This window comes from Pseudanabaenaceae cyanobacterium SKYG29 (genome assembly GCA_025055675.1).
Classification (GTDB): domain Bacteria; phylum Cyanobacteriota; class Cyanobacteriia; order Pseudanabaenales; family Pseudanabaenaceae; genus M5B4.
This window is the reverse complement of sequence record JANWWT010000001.1, coordinates 541,303-562,138: the sequence shown is the minus strand read 5'-3', so window position 1 is coordinate 562,138 and position 20,836 is coordinate 541,303. Positions and strand designations below refer to the sequence as shown.

Sequence of the window (20,836 nt, the reverse complement as noted above, 5' to 3'; positions counted from 1 at the left end):
GTTGGCTTTATTCTATCAGGATTTACAGCAGTGCAAAATACCGCAGGGCATCTAAAATGGCGGCAGCGTAATCAAATTGGGAGAGGAGCAGTCGATCGCTTTGCTGTTGTGCGTACCACTCTAATAATTCCGGCTGGGCATTTTTGACAATCACACCGTAGAACTGGGGCTGGTACATAGTTATGTCATTGCCGGAGTCGCCGCAGACGAGGGTAGGGAGGGCACTAATCCCTAACTGTTGCTGTAGCCACAGAATAGCTGACCCTTTATGGGCGTGAGTAGGGGTTATATCCAGGGTGTTTCTATGGCTGAAGGTAATGTGGCACGGTAACTGGTTTGCTGACAGTAACTCAGTAATCTTGCTGATAGTAGCAGTGTCATCTTTAGTTATCAAATAAAAACTCAGTTTCCAAGGATTTTGTTCCCGATCGGATTGGGGGATTAAGCCCGGAAAACCCTGTAGTAAATGGGCAATTTTGTCTCTGTGCCAGTCCCGATCGATATATCTAGTCCAGGCTGGGTCTGGGTAGCTGCGGTGATAAATGGCTGTGCCCACACTGGCAATTAAATAATCAGGAGTCAGCAAAGGAGTGTGAGTCAGTAACTGAAAAAAGCCCATTAAATGAGCAACAGAGTCAAAATTTCTGCCTGTAGCATAGAACAGATAAAAGCGATCGCGGTGGGGCAACAAATGTCTAATTAGGTTGAGTGTCGCTTCATTGTCCCCAATTAGAGTATTATCCAGGTCTGTTACCAACAGAAACTGTTGCATTAGGCGATAAACTCTTCCCCCACCGTGTGGATTTTAATAAAATTGGTGCTATGGCTGGCAAGGACAGGGGTTCCGCCAACAATTAAAATCTGGTCGCCGTCACAGGCAACTCCCCTACTGCACAGCAGCTTTTCTACCATTCTGATAAAACTGGCGACACTGCCCACTTCAGACACCCACAGGGGTGTAATCCCCCACAGCAGATTCATGCGGTAATAGACCGATCGGTCTGTCGTCACAGCATAGACGGGGGTACGCAGACGTTCAGCTGCCACCAGGCGAGCACTCTCCCCCGTAATACTACACAGGACAATAGCCCGTAAAGAGAGAATTTCTTCGATCGTGTGAATCGCCTCACTGATGGCATGGGGAGCATCATTAGTTTCTGGCGGGTCATTGACAGGGTGATAGACAGCTTCGATCTCACGGGCAATTTTCACCATCATTTCCACTGCCTGCACTGGGTATTTACCTACCGCTGATTCCCCTGAGAGCATAATGGCATCAGTGCCGTCGAGGATAGCATTGGCAACATCACTCGCTTCGGCGCGGGTAGGACGGGGATTTTCAATCATGCTTTCTAGCATCTGGGTTGCTGTAATTACGGGAATGGCATGGCGATTGCATTTTTTGATAATTTCCTTTTGCGCGAGCGGCACTCTTTCTGGACTGAGTTCCACCCCAAGGTCACCTCTGGCCACCATCACCCCATCAGCGACTTGGATGATTTCATCTAGATGAGCCATAGCCTGGGGCTTTTCAATCTTGGCAATTACGGGCACATCGTAGCCCATCTCTTTAATCTTCTGTTTCAGGAGAGTCACATCCTGAGGTTTGCGGACAAAACTCAAAGACACCCAGTCCACACCCTGCGCTAAGCCAAATTCCAAGTCCTGCAGGTCTTTGGGAGTCATGGAGGGCAAGCTGAGGTCAATATCGGGCAAATTCACACTCTTACGGCTTCTGAGCATGCCCCCCCGCACAACTTCACAGACAGTGGCAGAATCCTTGGTGGCAAGTACCACCAGTTCCATCAGACCATCGTCTAGGAGGACACGGTTACCAGGTTTGGCTTCGCGGGCGAGAAAAGGATAATCAATAGGAATGGTGTTGGGCTGATTACGCCAGACTTCCAGGGGAACAAGCTCCACTGTTTCCCGAATTGCCAGGGGAATAGGTTCTGGCAATACTCCCACACGAATTTTAGGACCCTGCAGGTCTTGTAGCACTGTAACAGGAATGTCTAGTACCTGAGAAATGTGGCGGAAGGTGGCAATTATATGGGCGTGATCATCGTAGGAGCCGTGGGAAAAGTTCAACCTAGCTACGGATAACCCCGCTTTGATCAAAGCCTCCATCACCTCCGGTTTGTTGCTGGCAGGCCCGATCGTGGCCACAATCTTCGTCCTCTGGGGTAGCATAATTTCCTATCCAATTCCGGGCTTGATTAAGGCTTGATTATAAAAAGCCAGCAGGCACAAACCCCTGGAAGAAAGTCTAAAATCCTAGTAAATCTGCTATCATGGTTTTTTACAAGGGGCTATGGCGCAGTTGGTAGCGCGTCTCAATGGCATTGAGAAGGTCACCGGTTCGAGTCCGGTTAGCTCCATGGAGCAGGCTGGGAGCGGAAAGTGGTAAGGCGAAGTAGTTTGTCTAACTCTTGTACATCGATCGGTTTGGTTAGATAACCGTCGGCAAACTCTTGCACTCTAGCTTGTACATCGCTTAGAGCATGACCAGAGGTGATGAGAACAGGCAGGAATGGTCTGTAGTCTTTAATAGCCTTTGTTGCTTCTTCCCCACTCATCAATGGCATTTCCAAGTCTAGGATAGCAACATCAAACTGCTCTACCTTTGCCCTCGCCACTGCTTCTTGTCCGTTGCTCACTGCTACTACTCTGTGACCCTTGCGAGTAAGTATACGCTCAATAACCAGACGATTAGTAGGGCTATCTTCTGCCAACAAAATCCGTAAAGATGGGAGAGTATCTTTCATTTCGGGGTGAGATTCCTCAGGGGAGGGCGGGCTTGCCAAGGGAACAGTTAGGACAAATGAAAAGGTAGTACCCTCCCCCTTGGCACTGGTAAGTTGTAGATGACTGCCCATCAATTTTAATAACTCATTACTAATCGACAAGCCCAAACCTGTGCCACCATACTGCTTACTAACCTGATTATTAGCTTGACTGAAGGGAGCTAAAATTCTCTGCTGTTCCTCGGGTGTCATCCCAATCCCCTGGTCTCTTACCTGCACTTCTACTACCGCCTGTTCATCCGATCGTTCCACTAACACAAACTTCAACGTGATGGATTTTCCCGTAGGCGTGAACTTGACAGCATTACCTGTCAGGTTAAGTAGAACTTGGCGCACACGGTCACCATCTACACTTACCCAACTTGGTATATGGTCGTCGTAATCGAGGATTAAATTTACTTGCTTTTCCTGTAGTTGGGGAGTAACGATCGTTTGCACCTCCCTGGCAAGAGACTCTAGGTTGGTAGGTTGTGGCACCAGTTCCAATTTCCCCGCTTCAATTTTAGCAAGGTCAAGCACTTCATTGACGAGGGCAAGGATTGCTTTGCTGGAAATGTAGGCAATGTGATAGTATTCCTGCTGAGCTGGCTCCAGATTTGTTTGTCCTAGTAGATGCAAACTACCGATTACCCCATTGAGGGGAGTACGAATCTCGTGGGAGAGAGTAGCCACAAAGCGTGACTTGGCTAAATTTGCCTCCGCCAGAGCTTTGGCATACTGGTGGATTTTTTGCTGATACAGCTTGGACTCAAACAAATGCACCGCTTGCTCAGCCAAAGTCTGTAACATTTGTACTTTCTGCTGCTCAATTTGACGTGGTACAAAATCAATGATGCAAAACGACCCCAAGGAAAAACGGCGGGGAGAAATTAGGGGCACTCCCAAATAAAAGCGAACATGGGGGACTTGGCATACAAGGGGACTGTCGCTTACCTGAGCATCCTGAGTAGCATCCTCAACTATAAAGGGGCTCTCGGAAAGGATGGTGTAACTGCACATGGCATCTTGCCTTCCTACTTCACAAACTGGCAATCCATAGGAAGACTTGACCCACACCCGATCGGCATCGACCAGGTTTATCATAGCTACGGGAGCTTGACAGATATTTGCAGCTAGGAGAGTCAGCTTATCGAAATCTGGCTCAGGCGGCGTATCCAATATGCCGTAACGGTACAGTTCCTGCAAACGCTCAGACTCGTTGCTAGGTAGTGGAGCTGGAGGCATAGGTTTTTGTGGAATGTACTGCTACATCTTACCAAAATCGGGCACGGGATTCAGGATAATTGAAACTCTGGTATCGAAGAACTAGCAACTAGTTTCTGGAGAGTCTGCTCTAGTTGCTCAAAATCGATCGGTTTTGTCAAATAACCATCCGCAAATTCCTGTACCCTAGCCTGTATATCAGTAAAGGCATGAGCAGAGAAAATCACAATGGGTAAACTTGGTTTAAAACTCTTGATTAGCCTAGCAGCTTCTTCTCCTGACATAAGAGGCATTTCCAAGTCCATGACAATGACATCAAACTGTTCTTGTCTCGCTTTTAATTCTGCTTCCTCGCCGTTACTGGCTTCCTCAACTTGATGCCCTTTACGGGTGAGGAGACGGTTGATAACCAGACGGTTAGTAGGACTATCCTCTACCAACAGAATTCGCAATGGTCTAGAAACATCCTTCATGTTTTTTGCAGAATGGTTCATTTCAGGTGGTGGGAGTGCTATCGGTGCAGACAACGTAAAAGAAAATGTTGTTCCTTGACCCTTGACACTGGTAACCGACAATTGACTGCCCATCAACTTGAGCAGTTCATTACTAATCGATAGACCCAAACCCGTACCACCATAGGTTTTGCTAATTCTGGAGTTGGCTTGCGCAAAAGGACTGAGGATGCGCTGTTGTTCTTCCTCGCTCATGCCGATCCCCTGGTCAGTTACCCTTACTGCTACGGTTGCCATATCCTCTACCATTTTCACCAAAGAGAATTGCATGACAATCCACTTACCAGGGGGTGTGAATTTAACAGCATTGCTGATTAGGTTGAGAAGAATTTGCCGTAAGCGATCCCTGTCTAAATGCAAGCAGGCAGGTATGTTCTTATCGTAGTCAGTAACTAGAGTAAGCTGCTTCTCCTGCATCTGCGGCACAACGATCGTTTTAACTTCTTGTACTACCTCTTCTAGGTTAGTGGGTTGGGGAATTAGTTCTAATTTCCCTGCTTCAATCTTGGCAAGGTCTAGCACCTCATTGACTAGAGACAGTAGAGCTTTGCTAGAAGTTTGAGCAATGCGGTAGTACTCCATTTGACTCGTATCCAGCGTCGTCTCCCCCAGTAACTGCAAGCTACCGATGATACCATTGAGGGGAGTGCGGATTTCATGGGAGAGAGTAGCAACAAACTTGGACTTAGCTAGGTTCGCCTCTGTCAACGCCTTGGCATAGTCATAGATTTTGATTTGGTACAGTCTCGATTCCAGTAGGTGTACCACCTGCCTAGCCAAAATACGGAGCATTTCTATACGATCGGGGGAAATTTGGCGTGGGACAAAGTCAACTACACAGAGTGAACCCAAACGGAAACCCTTGGGAGTAATCAGTGGAAAGCCTGCATAAAAGCGCACGTAAGGAGGATAGAGAACCACTGGGTTATCACACACGAGGGGGTGGGTAGTAGCGTCTTCCACAATAAAGGGTTCATCAGACAGGATAGTGTAGGCACAGAAAGCTTGCTCTCTGGGAGTTTCCGAACCTGCCAACCCATAGCAAGATTTGAACCACTGCCGATCGGTGTCAATCAGTGTCACCAAAGCTGCGGGAGTTTCGCAGATCATCTTAGTTAGCCTAGTGATGTCATCAAAGTCTGGTTCTGGTGGAGTATCCAGTATTTGGTAGCGATACAATTCCTGAACGCGCTCGGACTCGTTGTCGGGAATAGGAGCAGCAGGCATCACTAGGTACAGAACTCAGCTGTATTTATTCTACCCTAGGAAGTACGAGTGTATAACCAAGGAGTTTGTAACTTGCCAAGGTTGCCATCAAGGAACACAATAGGTGCGTAAGGCAAGCAAGGTGGACTATGAAAGACGTACTGTGTATTATCCTAGGCGGTGGGCAAGGGACAAGACTATATCCCCTAACCAAACTACGGGCAAAACCGGCTGTGCCCCTGGCAGGAAAGTATCGCCTAATTGACATTCCTGTAAGTAACTCCATCAATTCTGGGATTGACAAAATCTATGTTTTGACTCAGTTTAATTCTGCCTCCCTCAACCGTCACATCAATCAGACCTACCGTCCCTCTTCCTTTGGGGATGGTTTTGTGGATGTCTTAGCTGCTCAACAGACACCGGAGAATACGGATTGGTTCCAGGGGACAGCGGATGCGGTGCGGCAATATTTGTGGCTGTTTGAGTCCTGGGATGTGCGGGATTATCTCATTCTCTCTGGGGATCACTTGTACCGTATGGATTATCGGCTATTTATTGAACGCCATCGGCAGACCAATGCTGATATTACTTTGGCAGTTTTACCCGTAGACTCAAAACGGGCTTCGGCTTTCGGGTTGATGAAGTTAGACAGCACCAATCGGGTAATTGGTTTTAAGGAAAAACCCAAGGGCTTGGAGCTAGAGGAAATGCGAGTTGACACTTCTATGTTGGGCTTGAGTCGAGAAGAGGCTATACAAAAGCCGTTTATTGCTTCTATGGGCATTTATGTCTTCCGTAAACAGGTTTTAATCGACACCCTGCGTAATAACCCCTCTCACATTGATTTTGGTAAAGAAGTCATCCCCAATGCGATCGACAAGTACAATGTGCAGACCTACCTCTTTAATGGCTATTGGGAAGATATTGGTACGATCGATGCTTTTTATCACGCCAACATCAATCTAACTCGCTACCCCAATCCACCTTTCCAGCTCTACGAGGAAGATGCTCCTATTTACACCAGACCCCGTTATTTACCCCCTACCCAGGTGGTGGACTGTCAAATCACGGACTCGATTGTCAGTGATGGCTGTGTAATTGAGCGGTCTAGGATCAGTCATTCCGTGTTGGGGTTGCGTCTGCACGTGAGAAATGGTTGCGTGATTGAGGACTCCCTGTTCATGGGTTGTGATTTCTACCAGAAGAAGGAAGAAATTGACCAAGATATTGCCTGTGGTAGGGTGCCGATGGGAATTGGGGAAAACACAGTTATCCGGCGTGCCATTATCGACAAAAATGTGCGGATTGGCAAAAATGTGCAGATTATCAACAAAGACCATGTGCAAGATGCTGACTTTGAAGAAAAGGGATTTTGCATTCGTGGTGGTATCGTTATCATTCTGAAAAATGCCACTATTCCCGATAACACCATCATTTAACTAATTGCTTCTTTGGATCGCTTGGATGGTTTGAGCTGTCCGATCGATCCAGGTTTGGTTCTGTTGTTTTTGGTAGAGCTGCAAAGCGGTCTGTAGGGAGTTGAGGGCTTCCTGTTTTCTGCCCGTGCGGCTATAGACTACGCCCAAGGTGAAATGGGCATCAGCTAGGTTGGGTTGCAAAGCAATCGATCGTTGTAGGTGTTGCACAGCGCTGGGTATATCTCCCTGCAAAAAGAAGAGAGCACCGAGGTTGTAGTAGGCTTGGCTGTAGCCGGAATTGAGGTTGATAGCTTTCTGGTAAGCATCAAGGGCACTGTTGTAATCCCCCTGTTCTTGGTAGAGTAAGCCTAAATGATAAAAGGTTTCGGGTTTTTTGGGGTCTAGTTTTTGGGCGGTCAACAGAGCAGTAATTGCCCCTTTGTTATCTCCTATAGCTTTGCGGGCTAGTCCTAAGTTGTAGTGGGCATTGGCAAAATTCCGATCGAGTTCTATAGCTTTTTGCAGATAGGGAATAGCCCTTTGGGGTTGACCCCTGTCTAGGAAGACGGCACCCAGGTCACTGTAAGCAGGGACAAAATCAGGTTTGAGTTTAATCACCGTCTGTAGGACTGTGGTTGCCTCCGCCAAATTGCCAGTCTGAGCTAGAGCTAATCCCAGGTTGTAGTGGGCAGGAACAAAACTGCTGTCCTTGGCAATGGCAAGACGATAGAGAGGAATAGCCTGCTGGATATTGCCTACTTTGACAAAACCATTACCTCGCTCCACTAACTCCCTTGCTTCTTCTGTATTGGACTGACTGCTAACCCTACCCCCTAAACCCACTAACAAACACAACAGTAGGCATATCGTCTTCATTGCAACAGTTCTGCAAAACCCTTTTGTTTCTTTGATTTTGTCTTTTTAGCAGCTGTCGTAGTTGGTTGGACTATCTGATCTTCTAAACCCAGGTCAGGCGGTAATTGCCGATTTGCCACTGCTTCCATCAGCTTGATGTGCTTAGGTAAAAGTAGATGATGGGAATAGCGCTCTAGGACGGTCTCTCTAGCTTTTTGCCGGATTTGGGCATACCGATCGGGATGGTCTAACACTTCTTCTATCCGATCGGCAATCTTTTCTGGGCTGAAGAAATCCACCAACAAACCGTTCTTGCCATCCTCTATTACTTCTCTTACTGGCTCAGTATCTGACCCTAAAACCAAACAACCCGCCGACATAGCCTCAATCATCGACCAGGAGAGGACAAAAGGACGGGTAAGGTAGACATGCACACTGGAAGCCTGGATCACCTGCAAATACTGACCGTAGGGCAACCCACCTGTAAAATGCACACGGGACATATCGAGGGGCACTTTTTCCAGCATCATATCTTTGTAGGTTGTGCCCGCAGGAGCTGCCTTGCCGTAGCAAACGCGATTTTCTCCCACAATCACCGCATGACAATAGGGACGACGAGCCAAGAGAATGCCCAGAGTTTCAATGAACTGGGGGAACCCACGATAAGGCTCCATGCCCCGCGCTACATAAGTCACTAGTTCGTCCACATGGGAGAGGTCGAGGTTTTTATCAGGCAAGACTAACTTCGCCCCTGGTTTGGGTTTGAAATACTCTGTGTCTACCCCATCGTGCAAGACCGTAATTCGGGGATGGAAGACTTCAGGAAATTGACTGCGCTGCCAGTAGGTGGGAGAAATCCCCCAATCGCAATGACCTAAATCCATGAGGATGGGAGCGTTTTTGGTGCGAATGCGCAGGTAATCATCGGCACTGAGGGGTTCACTGGGGTCAAAATCCGCATCTGCGCCCCGCGCGTTGTAATACCACTCAAAGTAGCTGAGGTGGGCTGCCTTGGGGAAAATATCTTTGACGTAGAGACTGGGACCCCAACCAGAGTGGGCATACACCAAATCGGGGTAGAAACCTTTGCGCTTGAGGTCTTCGCACATGCGATACACCCCTTGCCCCTGCAGCACTGCCCCTTCCAAAGTACGGACATAGTGATGGGTTTGGGGACTAGGTTCCCGCGCTACCTGGTACATCACCTTGAGTACCCCGCTGATTTGCAGGTTGTTTTCTGTCTTAGTGCCAAACACCAGTTGATTTTTGGGGTCACGACCCAGGAGAGTGGCCACGTGCCGAAACTGAGCCGGAAAGTTAGGATGGAGAAATAAAACGCGCATAGACAGACTGTCCCAACCAGAACAAAACAGCAGGGAAGCGATCGGGTCGCCAGTGCTTGATAATTCTAAAACATTCTCTCCCCAGTTGACTAAAAATATGCAGGAGAATTCTATTTTTCACTTTTGTCGGCACTTGTTGATAGTGGGGATGACTCAATACCTTGCACCAAACGGCATAAATCTCTGCCCACACCCGATCGTTTTTTTCATTTTGCCAGGTGGTTTGGTGGGGATGGACACGAAAGCTACTTAATTCCCGATCGATAAACCCCACAGGAAAATTAGCCATAATTCTTAACCACATTTCTAAATCGCAGTACTGGTGAAACTGGGGGTCAAACAGCCCTAAACGATCGAAGACTGCCATATTAATTAGTACATTACTTGGTTCGCCAATTTTGTTATCGGGGGGAGCTAGAAAGTGGGGGTCAGAAAAATAAGCTAAACCAGATTGGAGGGGTGTAATTTGTTGCCAGTGACTAGTTAAATCCCTGAGCCAAGATAACTGGGGGGGGAGTTGACCAATAACCGATCGGCGACTGAATACCATACCCACCTGGGGATGCATCTGACAAAAATTGACCATCTCCGCCAGACAATCGGAGTACAAAACATCATCTTGGCAGAGCAATTTTAGGTACTGAGTTTGGGGTAGATAGTGCTGGATAAACTCAATCCCATAATTCCAATTAGGGACTAGACCTAATCGATCGTGTTCCAACACATAAACAGGGAAATTAACAGTAGCCCGAAAACTCCGAATGATCTTCAGGGTGTCATCCGTGGAGTCATCATCGCTGATTACTAGGTTAAAGTTCCGATAGGTTTGGTGACGGACAGTGGCGAGGGTTTCCCCTAAAAATTGTCCCCCGTTATAGGTAGGAATGAGGATGGTGACCTCCATCACATAGACAGGCTAGAGGTGACAGGCACATCAAACAGCATAGTCGTCATGTAGCGTTCTGTCCATTCCGTGCCGAATGACTTTTCCAAAACCCTCCTAGTTTTATCGTTTTGTTGTTGTTTGAGGCAGTAGTTTTGTTGGCGGGAACGAATATGGTCTATCTCTTCTAAAGACTGCAGGGGCTGCGTCTCTATAGCAATTTCACAGTGAATGACCAAATACTCTTCCACTCTTTGTAAAAATTTCTGCCCTTCCTCAGGGTCGGTTAAACGGGCAAATAAACAATAATCGGAGAAAATATCTCCCCACTCGGGCAACGCCCTTGGTTCTTTCAACACTAAAGGTGCCAACTGACTGAGTCTCCTTTGATAACACAAAGGTAAAGACCGATCGGGATTGACGGGGGAAAGGTCCACAATAGCAGCACTAATTACACCCGTCTTACTCCCCACCAAATCTGTGCCAAAGATAGGTAGAGAATATTCCGATCGGGGGAACATGACGCAGTGCAAAATATCCAAGCCTTGACTAAGATGGGCTAATTCCAAATGCAACTTGCGAAACTGGGGAGCTTGGTAACAACGATTTTCAATTGTCAGGCGTTCTCCTTCCAGTGCCCCTTCCACATAGCCCAAATCCGCTGGCATGTCGTCGTAGGGAGCTAGTTCCAGATACTGCTGCCAAAGTGATTCAATCCGATCGGCTAACTGCCCCACCAGGGGATGAACAAACTCCCGCAGACCTGCCTTCATAAATGCCCAGTGAAATTTAGGTAAGAATTACAACACTTTCTATCTTAGTTCAACTAATGTGGCGTAATGTTAAGTTTGCTGTAGGCAAGAGAATACATCTGCCAGAGTATGGTGGGGACGCTGTAACCAAAAAGCCTGCAACCCTGCCCCGATCGCTCCTTCGTAATCTTCTCGCCGACTATCCCCCACATGCAATGCCTGAGTAGCTGGAACTTGCAATTGGGCTAGAGCTGTCTGAAAAATCAGCCGATCGGGTTTTGCGCCGCCCACCTGGGTAGAAATAATCACCCTTGCAAAAAAAGACGATAGCCCCAGAGCTGCCATGACTGGAAAAAGACGGGAATCAAAGTTAGAAATTACTGCTAAACGGTAACCGCGCCTTTGTAGTTCTGTTAGTACCTCCGCAGTTTCGGGATAAACTTCCCAGGGGTCAGCCTTGGCAAAAAAGTCGTATAGACGCTGGAAAAAGCGATCGAAGTCAGTAAATTTGCCGTAATAACCCGCTGCTTGAAACGTCTCCACTGCCCGTTGATACCACCATTCGTATTCCCTCTCAGGAATTAGAGCAGGGGGACAGCCAGGAAACGCCATGGGGGGAGCAGCCTGAAATACCTGGTAAAAACACCGATCGGTTACTTGCGGGTCAATCTCTACGCCCCACTCCTGTGCTACCACCTGGTACATCTGCCCCACACTGCCCCGCACCCCAAACAGAGTGCCCACAGCATCAAAGAAAATAACCTCTACCACGGATAAATCCGCAACCGCCGGTTTGGCTCTACCCCAAAACTATCCGATCGCAGTTGATAGTGCTCCACTAACTCATGCTGCAGCTTGCGGATACTCGCCGATCGGGGCAACAATTCTACTGCCTGTCTTTTGGGAATCACAATCTGTTCCACCGCTAGGCGGGCTTCTTCCAAAGCCTCTAGTTCATCCTCGGAGTCCCCATAGGCAAAGTCATACAAATCCGTCAGAGGTTCGTCTAGGTGTAGCATCCGCCGCAGCGCCCGCGTGATTTGGGGTAGGGCATTGCTTTTGACCGTATGCACAGGAATATCCCGCGATTCAATTAACTGTCGTAGCTTGCCATTACTCCTGAAGTGGGAGCGTAAAGTTAACACCATATCCGCTTGGTCGATTTCCTTGCAAAACACGATCGGTAACTGCAACGTACTTGCCACCTGTTCCGCCTGCTGCCTACTCACCCCGTAGAGATACACATAGGTCACCTCCCCCTGCTTCTCCCCTGGGGCTGGGACATGGGTTTCCTCCTCCTCCGAGGCAGGGGGTAAGGGCTTCATCTTACCCGTCGATCGCCAACCCTTAGCATAGGGATTAGTAATCAATTCAGGGCTAGAGGGCAGTTCGTGCGTAATCGTTACCTTACCTGTACTGTCCACCGATCGGATTTGGCGGCTAGGTTCTCTCCCCCGCAGCAGATTGTCGATCGTGTCTGCCACATCCGTATGGACAATCCAGCGATAGCGCTCCACCATTTCCACGGCAATTTCAAAAGTAGGGGGCGCTTTCCTCTCTAGGATACTCTTTTGCGTACCACGGCGGCGGGCTTCCTCATCCCCCAAAGTCACCGACTGAATCCCACCAATTAAGTCAGACAGAGTAGGATTTTTGATCAAATTTGCCACCTCATTCCCGTGGGCTGTACCGATCAGTTGCACCCCCCTTTCCGCGATCGTGCGGGCAGCCAAAGCCTCTAACTCTGTGCCAATCTCATCAATGACAATCACCTGGGGCATATGGTTTTCCACCGCCTCGATCATGACTCGATGTTGTAACTCTGGCTGTGCCACCTGCATGCGTCTAGCTTTACCAATGGCGGGGTGGGGTATATCGCCATCCCCAGCAATCTCGTTGGAGGTATCAATGATCACTACCCGTTTATTCATCTCATCTGCCAAGATGCGGGCAATTTCCCTGAGGGCTGTTGTCTTGCCCATGCCTGGTTTACCGAGGAGCAGAATCGATTTCCCTGTTTCAATCAAATCCCGAATCAACTCGCTGCTACCATAGATAGCCCTGCCCACGCGACAGGTAAGACCGATAATCTGTCCCTTGCGGTTACGGATAGCACTGATGCGATGTAAAGTCCGTTCTATACCAGCGCGATTGTCACTACTAAAATCCCCTACCCGTTCCACCGCTGTCTGTAAATCCTGCCAAGTTACGGGCTGATTGGAGATATAGGCAACTGTGTCAAAGTAACGCGCTTCTGGCAATCGCCCTAGGTCCATGACTATTTCCACCAATTGATCAAAGTTACCCAGGGCGGTAAGGGGATAACGGATAGAGTCGGGCAAAATTGCCAACAATTCCTCAATGTTATCAGTGACCTGTCTACGCAGAATGTCCGACATAGGCTTGCAGCGATCGTTGTTTCAGGGAGTTAACAAAAGGGGCTACCCGTGTGAGGGCTTGCTCCAATATTAAGGGAAAATCTTCAATCCTTGCCCCCACAGGTAACCGATCGAGGAGGTCTGCCACCAAGGCGCGGGCATAACTGCCGTAGGCAACCCCGTGGACAGGCAAGCCTTTTAGGTGCGCCACCGTTGTCCCATTTGTCCCCCCCGCCAGCTGCACAAAGCCTGGGAGATTCATTGCTAGCACTTTCTGCCCCAGCCGAATAGCTTGATGGGTAGTACCTGCCCCAATATCACCACTCATCGGTTTGCCGTCAGTTTGCCACAGTAGCAGAGCAGGGGGGGGCTGCATCGTAGTCAACAATGCCCTCAAATTGGCCTCCAGGTTAGGATGGTCAGGAAAACTCACTGCTACTAATTTTAGCCGCCCTAACCAAGGGGCTAACTCTCGCCACAATTGCCCAAAGGCGGCTATCCGATCGCTCGTAGTATGAATTTCCAGCGCATCAATCGGCAAATCCACCAAGTCCCGCCAGTCGTAGTGCTGTTCCCGCGTAGTGATGATACCCAGGGGACAGACAGGCAAACATCTACCACAGCCATAGCAGCGATCGGTACTCACCCCCGACCAACTAATTGCTTGGGTAGGGCAGACCCGCTGACAGGGAGCACTACAATCCTGGGGACAGAGTTGGTGATCAAACTGGGCCTTGCGAAAATGTAAGTCCTCCCCATTGCTGATACTGACCATCAACCAGGGTTTGCCCCCTGCTGCCTCTATGCCCTCCCTCGCCACGCGTACCACACTGGGGTCAGCCGCCACATCAATACAATCAGCTCCCGCCTTCGCATAGATAAAACAGAGATTCCGCACGGTGGGTAGGTGTTGGTAGCTAGCACCGCAGATAAGTTTGAACCACTGACCCGATCGGAGGGCGTTCACAGGCGAGGTCTCAGGCATTTGCCCCTCATACTAAGGCAGAAATTGGCAATAGGCAAGGCAATTTTTAGGGAGAAACGGCAGTATTGGAGGAAGAAGTGTTACTAGAGGGAGAGAACTCCTGGAGGGATTCAAAACCAATCCACTCATCCTCTTCTAAAGTATCAGGAGTGAGCACCAAATACTTCATCTCCACATCGGGAGCAAGGGTGATAATGTCACCGTGCTGCAGGTCATAAGAACTAACTTTGGTTTGCTTGTTGATAGTGACACCATTAACACTGGGCTTACCATCTATACTGCCATCCAGGATGCGGTAAATATACTTACCCCCCTCCCCTTTGGGAATGCGTAGCAATGCGGCATGATATTTCGAGACAAATTTAGAGTAAATCTGGATTGTGTTATCGGTTTGCCTACCGATTGTGTAGCGTGATGCCCCCAGTACAACCTTACGCTTGCCCCGCGTATCCGATATGAGTAACGTATGTTGGGTCTCAGGCTCTTTCATGGCGGCAGACGGTAGCTAAAATTATTTAATATAATAGCAGCGAGCTGTTACTCTAGTTTATCACACCCTGATCTATGGAGCTGTTAGACCTAAAGCGTCAGATTGAACAGTTGACTTTACGCCTGGGGCAAGCCCAGGACTATCTTTGACTTACCCCATTTACAAGCCCATCTCTATGACCTAGAGAGGCAATCTACTACACCCGACTTTTGGGATAACGGGCAAAAAGCCCAAAAAGTGCTCAAGGAACTGGATAGTATTAAAGGTACACTCCAGCAGTGGCAGTCCTGGCAGAAGCACCTCGAAGACCTGCAGACCATCCTGGAGCTATTGACAGAGGGAGAAGACCATAGCCTCAGCCAAGAGGCAGCGGAGCGGCTCCGAACATTGCAGCAGGAGCTCGATCGGTGGGAACTAGAGCGTCTCCTCGCAGGTCCCTACGACCAAAATGATGCCGTTCTGACGATTAACGCGGGGGCGGGCGGAACAGATGCCCAGGACTGGGCGGAAATGCTCCTGCGAATGTACACGCGCTACTGCGAAGCTAGGGGTTACAAAGTGGAGCTATCTGACCTATCAGAGGGAGAGGAGGCAGGGATCAAGTCGGCAACCCTAGTAGTCTACGGGCGCTATGCCTACGGTTATCTCGCAGGGGAAAAAGGTACCCACCGCTTAGTACGTATCTCCCCCTTCAATGCCAACGGTAAGCGGCAGACCAGCTTTGCCGGTGTAGAAGTCATGCCCCTTTTAGACGAAGAAGTGCAACTAGAGCTAGACCCCAAGGAATTGGAGATTACCACCAGCCGATCGGGGGGCAAAGGCGGGCAAAACGTCAACAAAGTGGAAACAGCGGTGAGAGTTACCCACATCCCTACAGGTATTTCCGTGCGTTGCAGTCAGGAACGCTCCCAGTTACAAAACAAAGAGAAAGCCTTACAGCTATTGAAAGCCAAACTCTTAATTATCGCTCAGGAACAGCGAGCACAGGCGATCGCCGACATCAGAGGGGACATGGTAGAAGCTGCCTGGGGCAATCAAATCCGCAACTACGTATTTCACCCCTACCAACTGGTGAAAGACCTGCGCACAGGCATAGAAACTACTGACATTCAAGCGGTTATGGACGGTGACTTAGAACCCTTCATTCAAGCTCAACTGCGCTCCCTACCACAAAAAAACTAATAAAAAACCCCCAACTGGGGGTAACTCTATCTAGGCTAGACCAGTATTGCGACCGGGCTTACCTGCCGCTAGTTCAACCTTGAGAATTTTGCCACCCATCTTCTGGATGCGCTGCTGTTCTTGGAACCAGTTGTCGTAGGGTACGAGCTTAGTGAAAAAGGTATTTTGTAACTCCCGCTGTGTCCGAATCCGCGTTTGACTGGGCACACAGGCTGTGATCTTAAACATCCGCATAATCGGTTCTCCTCTAAGTGGTAGGAGGGGGATGACCCCCCAGCAGTATTTAACTCAAACCAGAGCAGATGTAGTCAAAGTACACGCCCATTTCCTTGCCCGCCTCAGGACCAACTAGGGCAGCCGTAACTTCCTTCATCGCTTGGATAGCTTGGATAGTGGAAACGATCGGTACCCCCAAGGAGTTATAGGTTTCCTTGAGACCGTTCAACACCCGCTCATCGAGGATAGAGGCATCCCCTGCCAGCATAGCGTAGGTGGCATAGCGCAAGTAGTAGTCCAGGTCACGGATACAAGCAGCATAGCGACGGGTAGTGTACATGTTGCCGCCAGGACGAGTGACATCAGAGTAGAGTAGAGACTTAGCCACCGCCTCCTTAACGATGCTAGCAGCATTGGCAGCGATCGTGTTAGCGGCGCGTACCCGCAGTTCCCCAGTGGCAAAGAAGGCTTTGAGCTTTTCTAAAGCAGCTACATCCAGGTATTTACCTTGAACGTCAGAGGAATTGATAACAGCAGTAATAGCGTCTTGCATTGTCGATATTCTCTTATAGGGGTTTGCACTGAAAACTAAAAAATGCAGGGTTACTGCATAGCGCTGACAACATAGTCGAAGTAGAAACCAGCTTCAGCGGCATCTTCGGGAGAAAGCAAGGAAGAAGCAACATTCTTCATGCACCGAATTGCCTCTGCTACCGCGGGAATAGGTGTACCCAGGGAGTTATACATTTCCTTTACGCCCACTAAGCCGATTTCCTCAATGGGAGTAACGTCCCCAGACACGATCCCGTAAGTAATCAAACGGAGATAATAATCCATATCCCGCAGGCAGGTGGCAGTCATTTCTTCACCGTAGGCGTTGCCCCCGGGGGAAACAATGTCAGGGCGCTTTTGGAACAACTGGTCACCAGCTTGCTTGATAATCCGCTCACGGGACTCTGTTAACGTTTGGGCAATCCGCAGACGGCGCTCACCAGAGCTGACAAAGCTACGAATGCGGTCTAGCTCCCCAGGACTGAGGTAGCGTGCTTCAGCGTCCGCGTTCACGATCGACTTCGTGATTACACTCATTTAAGTTTTTCCTCCACAAGAATCTAAAAGGCTTTATGCCCACTTCTGATTATAATGAGATTTCTGACACTCCTAGTCCTTTCGGACGAAAATTTTGCCCCAGTTTTAGGATTGACCCCAATTCCTCGGCAAAAAGGAGTATCAAGGGACATAACATATTTTTATACACTGAGGTAACTCTCAGACATTCCCACACACTTCTTAACAATTCTCGGTGCCCAGAAAAAGCCTATGGTAAAGCGGATCGTCATTATCGATGACCAGGAAACTGCGCTACAGGGGACAATTAACGCCCTTAAGCCCCACTACCCAGAGGCGGAGTTTTTGACTGCTCACAATGCCCGATCGGGTTGGGAAAAGGTCGATCGCTACAAACCTGACCTATTGATCATGGATTTATCTATGCCTGAGGAAGCCGGTGCTCCTCCCCAAAGTGAAGCAGGCATTAAACTCCTGCGCAATATTATGGACAAATACAAGCAACTCAACATTGTTGTCCACAGCATTGACCCCATGCCCCTAGTGCGCCTACGTCCAGCCATTGATGCCCACGAAGGGGGATTTACCGTTGCCAACAAAGCCATGACCATTCAGGAGATGGTGACCAGGGTGGAATGGGCAGTTCAAGGTCTGAACTACACCCCCAGAGAAATCCGAACGGGCGTAGAAGTCCGTCCAGAATGGTTAGAAGTCTTACACCTAGCGTTCAATGAGTCCCTGACTGACAAAGCTATTGCTGAGGTAATGAATGTTTCCGAGCGCACGGTGCGTAACTACTGGAGTAAGATGCAGGATGCCCTCGGTGTCTATCCCGAACCAGGCAAAAACATTCGCGTCCAGACTGGTAAACGAGCACGGGAAGAAGGCTTGATTGACTAATAAAAAAACCGATCAGCACTAGACCGATCGGTATCTACTCAGGAATAGCTAGGAACTACTCCTTAGCTACAGGGTCAATAGGAGCCATTTCCAGTACAGGTTCTTTCTTGCGATCGATACCCTTTTCAAAGCCAGCAGCAGCTGCTCTCGCTCTCCCTGCGTGCCAGAGGTGTCCCACCAAGAAGAAGAAGAACAGGCAGAAGTGGGAAGTAGCCAGCCAAGAGCGGGGAGACACATAGTTCACGGCATTAATTTCCGTGATTACACCACCCACAGAGTTGAGAGAACCTAGGGGGGCATGGGTCATGTATTCAGCTGCACGGCGGATTTGCCAGGGTTGTACGTCATTCTTGAGCTTATCGATGTCCAAACCATTGGGACCACGGAGAGGCTCCAACCAAGGACCACGGAAATCCCAGAAGCGCATCGTTTCCCCACCAAAGATAATTTCCCCCGTGGGCGAACGCATCAGATACTTACCTAACCCAGTCGGACCTTGGGAAGTAGCAATGTTAGCCCCCAACTTTTGGTCCCGCACTAGGAAGGTAAAAGCTTGGGCTTGGGAAGCCTCAGAGCTAGTGGGACCGTAGAACTCACTGGGGTAGACAGTGTTATTGAACCAAACGTAGCAGGTAGCGATGAATGCCATCAGAGAGAGGGCACCCAAGCTGTAGGAGAGATAAGCTTCCCCCGACCAGATGAAAGCACGGCGTGCCCAACCAAAAGGCTTGGTAACAATGTGCCAGATACCACCGGCAATGCAGATAAAGCCAATCCAGATGTGACCACCCACCACGTCTTCTAGGTTGTCAACACTGATAATATTACCCTCACCGCCGAAGGGAGCCTTGAACAGATAGCCAAAAATAATTGTGGGGTCAAGGGTGGGGTTAGTTACTACCCGCACGTCGCCGCCACCCGGCGCCCAAGTATCATAGAGACCACCCAGGAACATTGCCTTGATCACCAGTAGCCAAGCTCCCAGACCCAACAGGATCAGGTGGATACCAATGATCGTGGTCATCTTGTTCTTATCCTTCCAGTCATAGCCGAAGAACTGGGAGTAGTTCTCCAGAATTTCAGGGCCACGAATGGCGTGGTAAATACCACCCAGACCCAACACGGCAGAGGAAATCAAGTGCAATACGCCAATCACGAAGTAGGGATAGGTATCAATCACTTCCCCACCAGGACCAACACCCCAACCCTGGGTTGCCAAGTGGGGCAAAAGGATTAGACCCTGCTCATACATGGGCTTATCGGGGGTGAAGTGAGCTAGCTCAAACAGAGTCATAGCCCCTGCCCAGAACACAATCAAACCAGCATGGGCAACATGAGCACCCAACAGCTTACCAGAGAGGTTAATTAGGCGCGCATTCCCAGACCACCAGGCAAAACCACTGGTTTCCAAACTGCGTCCGCCTACACCCAGGCTATTAAAGTTAATGGTCGTAGTCACGACTGTAAAACTCCATGAAAACTAGTCATCTATTATGCAAAGACCAGCTACCTACAGTAGTAGATAGCCGATCGGACTGGTAAGAGAAATTAGAGAGCGTTACCGCGAGGCAGCACTTCTTCAGGGAAGACAAACCGTTCAGCCGGCTGGTCTTGGGGAGCCATCCAGGCCCGGATACCTTCGTTCAACAGCAGGTTCTTAGTGTAGAAGGTTTCAAATTCGGGGTCTTCTGCCGCCCGCAACTCCTGGGACACAAAGTCATAGGCACGGAGGTTCAAAGCTAGACCTACCACACCAATACTTGCCATCCACAAACCAGTAACAGGCACAAACAGCATGAAGAAGTGTAGCCACCGCTTGTTAGAGAAAGCAATCCCGAAGATTTGGCTCCAGTAGCGGTTAGCGGTCACCATGGAGTAGGTTTCCTCCGACTGGGTGGGATTGAAAGCAACGAAGGTGTTAGCATACTCCCCATCCTTGTAGAGGGTGTTCTCTACGGTAGCACCGTGAATGGCGCAAAGCAGAGCACCACCCAAGACACCAGCTACCCCCATCATGTGGAAGGGATTGAGAGTCCAGTTGTGGAAACCTTGGAAGAAGAGAATAAAACGGAAAATACCCGCAACACCGAAGCTAGGTGCAAAGAACCAACCTGCTTGCCCCAAGGGATAGAGCAAGAAGACAGACACATATACCGCAATGGGAGCAGAGAAGGCAATTGCGTTGTAGGGACGGATACCGACCAGACGGGCAATCTCAAACTGACGGAGCATAAACCCAATCAGACCAAAGGCACCATGCAAAGCGGTAAACGTCCACAGACCGCCAATTTGGCACCAACGGGTAAAGTCCCCTTGGGCTTCAGGACCCCAGAGCAAGAGCAAAGAGTGCCCCATGCTCAAAGAGGGAGTGGAAACAGCAGCAGTCAGAAAGTTGCACCCTTCCAGGAAGCTGGAAGCTAAACCGTGGGTATACCAAGAGGTAACGAAGGTGATGCCAGTGAAGAAGCCACCAATAGCGAGAAAAGCACAGGGGAAGAGCAAGAGACCGCTCCAGCCGATGAAGACAAACCGATCGCGCTTGAGCCAGTCATCGAGGACATCAAACCATCCCCGCTCTACCTGTTGTGATCTACCAATTGCTATAGTCATCGCGTTAAACCCAGTGATTTGTTAACGA

The 20,836-nt window shown here is 49.3% G+C and carries 20 protein-coding genes and 1 tRNA gene; 4 read left to right on the top strand and 17 right to left on the bottom strand.

The genetic code is table 11. The features are described from left to right. Positions 1–22: 22 nt before the first annotated feature. The gene (locus NZM01_02700; GenBank protein MCS6958939.1) at positions 23–772 is read right to left on the bottom strand and encodes a sucrose-phosphate phosphatase; all 750 of its coding nucleotides are present in this window, start codon (positions 770–772) and stop codon (positions 23–25) included. Beyond that, a complete protein-coding gene (gene pyk, locus NZM01_02695) occupies positions 772–2,193 on the bottom strand; it encodes a pyruvate kinase (protein ID MCS6958938.1) in 1,422 nt (473 codons plus the stop codon). Before pyk ends, NZM01_02700 begins: the two co-directional genes overlap by 1 nt. Positions 2,194–2,308: 115 nt before the next feature. Here pyk and NZM01_02690 point away from each other — a divergent pair. Next, positions 2,309–2,381, top strand: a tRNA-Ala gene (locus tag NZM01_02690). On the opposite strand, the gene NZM01_02685 is transcribed toward NZM01_02690, so the two are convergent. Further along, positions 2,373–4,031, bottom strand: coding sequence for an ATP-binding protein (locus NZM01_02685; protein ID MCS6958937.1), 1,659 nt, complete (start codon positions 4,029–4,031; stop codon positions 2,373–2,375). The two genes, NZM01_02690 and NZM01_02685, sit on opposite strands and share 9 nt — an antisense overlap. 50 nt (positions 4,032–4,081) lie before the next feature. Then, positions 4,082–5,749 carry an ATP-binding protein gene (locus tag NZM01_02680; protein MCS6958936.1) on the bottom strand — a complete coding sequence of 556 codons (1,668 nt, stop codon included), beginning with the start codon at positions 5,747–5,749 and terminating at the stop codon, positions 4,082–4,084. Between the two features lie 128 nt (positions 5,750–5,877). Between NZM01_02680 and NZM01_02675 the strand changes: the two genes are divergently transcribed. After that, positions 5,878–7,167 carry a glucose-1-phosphate adenylyltransferase gene (locus NZM01_02675; GenBank protein MCS6958935.1) on the top strand — a complete coding sequence of 430 codons (1,290 nt, stop codon included), beginning with the start codon at positions 5,878–5,880 and terminating at the stop codon, positions 7,165–7,167. Here the strand turns inward: NZM01_02675 and NZM01_02670 are convergent, their stop codons facing one another. The 8 genes from NZM01_02670 to NZM01_02635 all read right to left on the bottom strand — a co-directional run bounded on the left by NZM01_02670 (position 7,168) and on the right by NZM01_02635 (position 14,832). Further along, complete coding sequence (locus NZM01_02670; GenBank protein ID MCS6958934.1) at positions 7,168–8,022, bottom strand: tetratricopeptide repeat protein; 855 nt, start codon at positions 8,020–8,022, stop codon at positions 7,168–7,170. Then, on the bottom strand, positions 8,019–9,344 hold the full coding sequence (locus tag NZM01_02665) for a glycosyltransferase family 4 protein (protein MCS6958933.1): 1,326 nt from the start codon (positions 9,342–9,344) through the stop codon (positions 8,019–8,021). The genes NZM01_02670 and NZM01_02665 overlap by 4 nt, the downstream gene beginning before the upstream one ends. Continuing rightward, positions 9,319–10,248 (bottom strand): glycosyltransferase, encoded by a 930-nt coding sequence (locus tag NZM01_02660; protein MCS6958932.1) that lies wholly within the window; start codon positions 10,246–10,248, stop codon positions 9,319–9,321. The genes NZM01_02665 and NZM01_02660 overlap by 26 nt, the downstream gene beginning before the upstream one ends. Then, positions 10,248–11,000: a phycocyanobilin:ferredoxin oxidoreductase gene (locus tag NZM01_02655; GenBank protein MCS6958931.1), complete on the bottom strand. Its 753-nt coding sequence runs from the start codon at positions 10,998–11,000 to the stop codon at positions 10,248–10,250. Before NZM01_02655 ends, NZM01_02660 begins: the two co-directional genes overlap by 1 nt. Positions 11,001–11,069: 69 nt before the next feature. Beyond that, positions 11,070–11,750, bottom strand: coding sequence for an HAD-IA family hydrolase (locus NZM01_02650; GenBank protein MCS6958930.1), 681 nt, complete (start codon positions 11,748–11,750; stop codon positions 11,070–11,072). Next, positions 11,744–13,378 (bottom strand): AAA family ATPase, encoded by a 1,635-nt coding sequence (locus tag NZM01_02645; protein ID MCS6958929.1) that lies wholly within the window; start codon positions 13,376–13,378, stop codon positions 11,744–11,746. Before NZM01_02645 ends, NZM01_02650 begins: the two co-directional genes overlap by 7 nt. Continuing rightward, positions 13,359–14,342, bottom strand: a complete 984-nt coding sequence (locus NZM01_02640; GenBank protein ID MCS6958928.1) for a 4Fe-4S binding protein — start codon at positions 14,340–14,342, stop codon at positions 13,359–13,361. The genes NZM01_02645 and NZM01_02640 overlap by 20 nt, the downstream gene beginning before the upstream one ends. Positions 14,343–14,388: 46 nt before the next feature. After that, positions 14,389–14,832, bottom strand: a complete 444-nt coding sequence (locus NZM01_02635) for an FHA domain-containing protein (protein MCS6958927.1) — start codon at positions 14,830–14,832, stop codon at positions 14,389–14,391. A 74-nt stretch (positions 14,833–14,906) separates the two neighbouring features. Between NZM01_02635 and prfB the strand changes: the two genes are divergently transcribed. Next, positions 14,907–16,014 (top strand): peptide chain release factor 2 gene (gene prfB / locus NZM01_02630; protein ID MCS6958926.1). Its coding sequence is split into 2 segments (ribosomal slippage): positions 14,907–14,978 and positions 14,980–16,014, totalling 1,107 coding nucleotides; the frame shifts between segments, so codons are not numbered across the junction. A gap of 30 nt (positions 16,015–16,044) precedes the next feature. On the opposite strand, the gene NZM01_02625 is transcribed toward prfB, so the two are convergent. The 3 genes from NZM01_02625 to NZM01_02615 are packed head-to-tail and all read right to left on the bottom strand — an operon-like array spanning position 16,045 to position 17,319. After that, positions 16,045–16,248, bottom strand: coding sequence for a phycobilisome linker polypeptide (locus tag NZM01_02625; protein ID MCS6958925.1), 204 nt, complete (start codon positions 16,246–16,248; stop codon positions 16,045–16,047). 49 nt (positions 16,249–16,297) lie between these two features. Then, the gene (gene apcB / locus NZM01_02620) at positions 16,298–16,783 is read right to left on the bottom strand and encodes an allophycocyanin subunit beta (GenBank protein MCS6958924.1); all 486 of its coding nucleotides are present in this window, start codon (positions 16,781–16,783) and stop codon (positions 16,298–16,300) included. Between the two features lie 50 nt (positions 16,784–16,833). Beyond that, the gene (locus NZM01_02615) at positions 16,834–17,319 is read right to left on the bottom strand and encodes an allophycocyanin (GenBank protein ID MCS6958923.1); all 486 of its coding nucleotides are present in this window, start codon (positions 17,317–17,319) and stop codon (positions 16,834–16,836) included. A 231-nt stretch (positions 17,320–17,550) separates the two neighbouring features. Here NZM01_02615 and NZM01_02610 point away from each other — a divergent pair, with 231 nt between their 5' ends. Continuing rightward, entirely contained in the window at positions 17,551–18,198 is a 648-nt protein-coding gene (locus NZM01_02610) for a response regulator transcription factor (GenBank protein MCS6958922.1), read from the top strand. Positions 18,199–18,253: 55 nt separating this feature from the next. On the opposite strand, the gene psbC is transcribed toward NZM01_02610, so the two are convergent. Both psbC and psbD read right to left on the bottom strand, forming a co-directional pair. Continuing rightward, positions 18,254–19,657 (bottom strand): photosystem II reaction center protein CP43, encoded by a 1,404-nt coding sequence (gene psbC / locus NZM01_02605; GenBank protein MCS6958921.1) that lies wholly within the window; start codon positions 19,655–19,657, stop codon positions 18,254–18,256. An 89-nt stretch (positions 19,658–19,746) separates the two neighbouring features. Then, positions 19,747–20,808 carry a photosystem II D2 protein (photosystem q(a) protein) gene (gene psbD / locus NZM01_02600; GenBank protein MCS6958920.1) on the bottom strand — a complete coding sequence of 354 codons (1,062 nt, stop codon included), beginning with the start codon at positions 20,806–20,808 and terminating at the stop codon, positions 19,747–19,749. Positions 20,809–20,836: the final 28 nt, after the last annotated feature.